This is a genomic window from Malaciobacter halophilus (assembly GCF_002837275.1).
GTDB lineage: Bacteria > Campylobacterota > Campylobacteria > Campylobacterales > Arcobacteraceae > Malaciobacter > Malaciobacter halophilus.
In genome coordinates, this window is the sequence record NZ_NXIF01000088.1 from 1 (window position 1) to 3805 (window position 3805).

The following is a 3805-nucleotide window of genomic DNA, read 5'->3' on the forward strand; positions in this document are numbered from 1 at the left end:
TGAAGCTGGTATTGGTTTTAAAACTAATTTCTCTGAGGATGTTGATTTTAGATTTGAATATAATTATGAAGGTAGAGATTCATCTTTCTCTAATCAAACTTTATCTGCTAAAATCTCTTGGAAATTTTAGTATCTTTAATCCCCCTAAAACGAAATATCTTTTTCGTTTGGGGTTTTAATCTTAATTTTTCTCTCTTGTTTCAATATACTTTTTAATAATAAATCTATTGTGGTAAATCTTTAAATAGTGGCATTGGTTCATTTAGATATTTTATTGAGTTTGAACCATAATAGAAGTTTTTCATTGCCATAGTCATATACTTAACTGCTAAGTTTTGTGGAACTTGTTCTAATTGACAAAACCTTGCAACCGTTTGCATATTTAAAAGTCTTTGATGTAAGAATGATTTTGAATTTAAAATGGAACCTTCTGTATTACAATATATATAATTTACTTTATTAAAATAAGAATAAGTATAATCATTATAAAGAATTTGATATAAAAAAAGAATATCACTATATACATTTTTATCAGTAGCAAAAGGATGCTTTAAAAATATATCTTTTCTTGCAACTAATGCATTACAATAAGCTTGAGGTGCTAAAATTAATTTTTCTAAACTTATATTATGTGCACTTCCTAATCTATCAATATTTCCAAAACATATATCTGTATCAAATTTCTGAGGTAACTGTAACAACATATCATCTGAATCAACTCTACAAATATAATCGCCTTTTGCAGTTTTAACTCCTAAATTTACTGGTGTACCATCACTTCCTGATTGTTTTTTTGTTTTTATATACTTAAATCCACTATTTTTAGCAAGTTTTACAACTTCTTTATTAGAAGAACAATCATCTACTAAAATCACTTCATATGCATTTACTTTTTTTAAAGAGTTTATACAATTTTTAAAATTCTCAATAGGAGTATTGTAAAAAGGAACAATTACAGAAATTTTCACTACAAGTCCTCCCAATTATTTTCTCTTAAAGTATTTATATAACTACTTAAATCCACTTGTGCACTCCAACCTAAACTTTCAATTTTTTTTGTATTTATAACTGAGGACATTCTGTTTCCTTTTCTTTGTGATAACATTTGAATATCATCTTTAAACATTTTAGCAACTTCTAAAACTGAATAAGATTTTTTATTTCCTATACCATATTCATCACCATAACCAAAATTCCCAACAAGAATAAGTCCTTTTATAATATCATCAATATGAGTAAAATTTCTTATTTGAGTTCCTGGGCTAACCACAGGTAAAGGGCTATTATTTTTCATCTTTTCTTTAAATATTCCTATTAAAGTAGCATATTTACCTTTGCTTATCTCTCTTTTCCCATAAACATTATAAAAATACACTATTGCATAATCAATATTAAACCAATTACCATAGTTTCTAACAAGTTCCGTATTTGAAGCCTTTGTCCATGCATATGGACTTGCACTTCTTCCTAATCCTCCATCTCCAAACTTTGTGCTACTACCAGCATATAATAGTTTACATTTTCTCTTTCTAACAAATTCTAAGACAGCAAAAGTACCATTTTTATTAGACTCCCAAACTACTTTTGTATCTTCAAAACTTTGTTCTACTCTACTATACTCTCCTAAGTGATATACTATATCAATATCAAAGTCAATTAATTTATCAATATCTTTTGTATTACCTTTAATATAGTTTACATTATTAAAATGATTTTCTTCACTCCCCGTAGAATAGTTATCTAAAGAGAATACTTCTAATGTACAATCTTTTGATAAAAATTCACATAAATGACTTCCTATAAAGCCAGCACCACCAGTTATTAATATCTTTTTTTTCATATTTTCATCTTTCAAATTTTCAAATAATATCAAATATTTTATAAATTTTAATAATTTTATTTATTGTGACTTTTGTGCGACTTTAAAATGTTATAATTATAAAAAATTAATGAGTTAAAAAAAAATAGGAGCTTATAATGAAGAATGATTATAAATCAAGATTTAAGATTTTAAAAGGAGGAAAAATATCACTTATAGTTTCTGCTTTAATTATAAGTAGCTTTACAAGTGACTTTAAAGCAGCAGAAATTGAAATTGATACAGACAATACAACACAAACTATTTCAACTAATTACTCTTCAGGAGAAGATAATGTCATACAAATTGATGCAAATGATGTTACACTTATAATAAATAAAGATGTAGAGCTAAAATCAGATGAACATGTAATTTATACTTATAATTCAATTGATAATTTATCTATTACAAATAAAGGAAATATTATTTCTGAAAATAAAAATGGGATAAATATTTCAAATAATTTATACAATAATTCATCTATAATAAATGAAGGTTTTATTAAAGGAAAAATAGGAATAGATGCTTACGGAGGTGATATTAATATAGTAAATTCAAAAGATGCTATTATTGAAGCTGAAACAGAAGGTATTAGAATTCAAGAGTCAATGCAAGGAACTAATAGTATAAAAAATCTTGGTAAAATAAATATTTCTTCTAATGGTTCAGAAGGAACTAGTGCTATTGAAGTAAAAAAAATGAATGATAATAGCTCAATTATCAATGAAGGAAATATTAATCTTAAGAATACATCTTCTGAAAATGATACTATAATAATAGGGATTAGAGCTGATTATTTAAATAACTCTTCATCTGTTATAAATAATGGAAATATAAATGATTTAAATTCTGAAAATAATTTCTCAATTGGTATTTTTGCAAAAAGTCAACAGGATAATGCAAAACTTATAAATAAAAATACAATCTTTTTTGAAAACTCAAATGCTGCAATAGGTATATTAAGTGAATATTTAGCAGAAGATACAACTCTTTCCAATGAAGGAGATATTACTGTTAAAAATAAAGAAGGAACTTTACCAAATGATTATACAAGTGGTTTATATATTATAAATATAGATAGAAATAGTAATGTAACTATTAACAATAGTGGTAAAATTACTTCTTCACAAAATGGTATTTTTATAAAAAATCCAAACCATCAAGAAGTATCATTTAAAGCTTCAACTAAAGGAGTATCTACGCCTGCAAATAAAAAAATAATCAATTCTGGTAGTATATTAGCTAATAGTTATGCAATTAAAATTATTGATACAAATTTTGAAAATTTAACAATTTCAAATGAAATAGATGCAGTTTTAAGTGGAAATATTCGTGCGTATGGTAATTCAAATAATTTATTTGAAAACCATGGAAATATATATTTAAATATAAATGATTCAAAATACTCTTCTAACTCATATGAAGATTATGAAATATTTACAAATAACTTTACTCAAAGTAAAGATGGAGTTATCCAAATAAAAGTAGATAATAGTATAGATGCAAATGATGCTAAATATTCTCAAATTTTTGTAAATGAAAATCTTACATTAGAAGATGGAACTACAGTTGATTTTAATGTTGTAAAAAACCCTAATGAAAATCTTCTTGTTGGACAAACTCTTCAAAATGTATTCTATGTTGATGGTTCTGCAACTAGTGATTATAATGTTGAAAAATTAAATATTACTGATAATAGTGCTCTTGTTAATTTTGAACCAGTTTCAACTTCATATGGACTTGATTTTAATATTGTAGAAGGTAAATCAATTGCTGATGCAACTGTACCAAATGAGTCAAATGCAGGTGATGCAGCAAGAGTATTAGATAAGATAAAAGATAGTGGTAATACTTTAGATGGATTTATCTCTGCACTTAATAGTAAAGCAACTGATAAAGAAGTTGCTCAAGCTGTTAAGGAAACTACTCCTGTTGTTGCTACTGCTT

At 25.5% G+C, this 3805-nt stretch carries 3 protein-coding genes; 1 reads left to right on the forward strand and 2 read right to left on the reverse strand.

What is annotated here, in order from left to right; translation table 11 throughout:
• Nucleotides 1-224: 224 nt before the first annotated feature.
• A complete protein-coding gene (locus CP960_RS13375; RefSeq protein ID WP_162919076.1) occupies nucleotides 225-968 on the reverse strand; it encodes a glycosyltransferase family 2 protein in 744 nt (247 codons plus the stop codon).
• The gene (locus CP960_RS13380) at nucleotides 968-1840 is read right to left on the reverse strand and encodes an NAD-dependent epimerase/dehydratase family protein (RefSeq protein WP_101185962.1); all 873 of its coding nucleotides are present in this window, start codon (nucleotides 1838-1840) and stop codon (nucleotides 968-970) included. The genes CP960_RS13375 and CP960_RS13380 overlap by 1 nt, the downstream gene beginning before the upstream one ends.
• Nucleotides 1841-1977: 137 nt before the next feature.
• On the opposite strand from CP960_RS13380, the gene CP960_RS13385 reads away from it, so the two are divergent.
• On the forward strand, nucleotides 1978-3805 hold a 1828-nt coding region (locus CP960_RS13385), incomplete at its 3' end, for an autotransporter outer membrane beta-barrel domain-containing protein (RefSeq protein ID WP_133121162.1).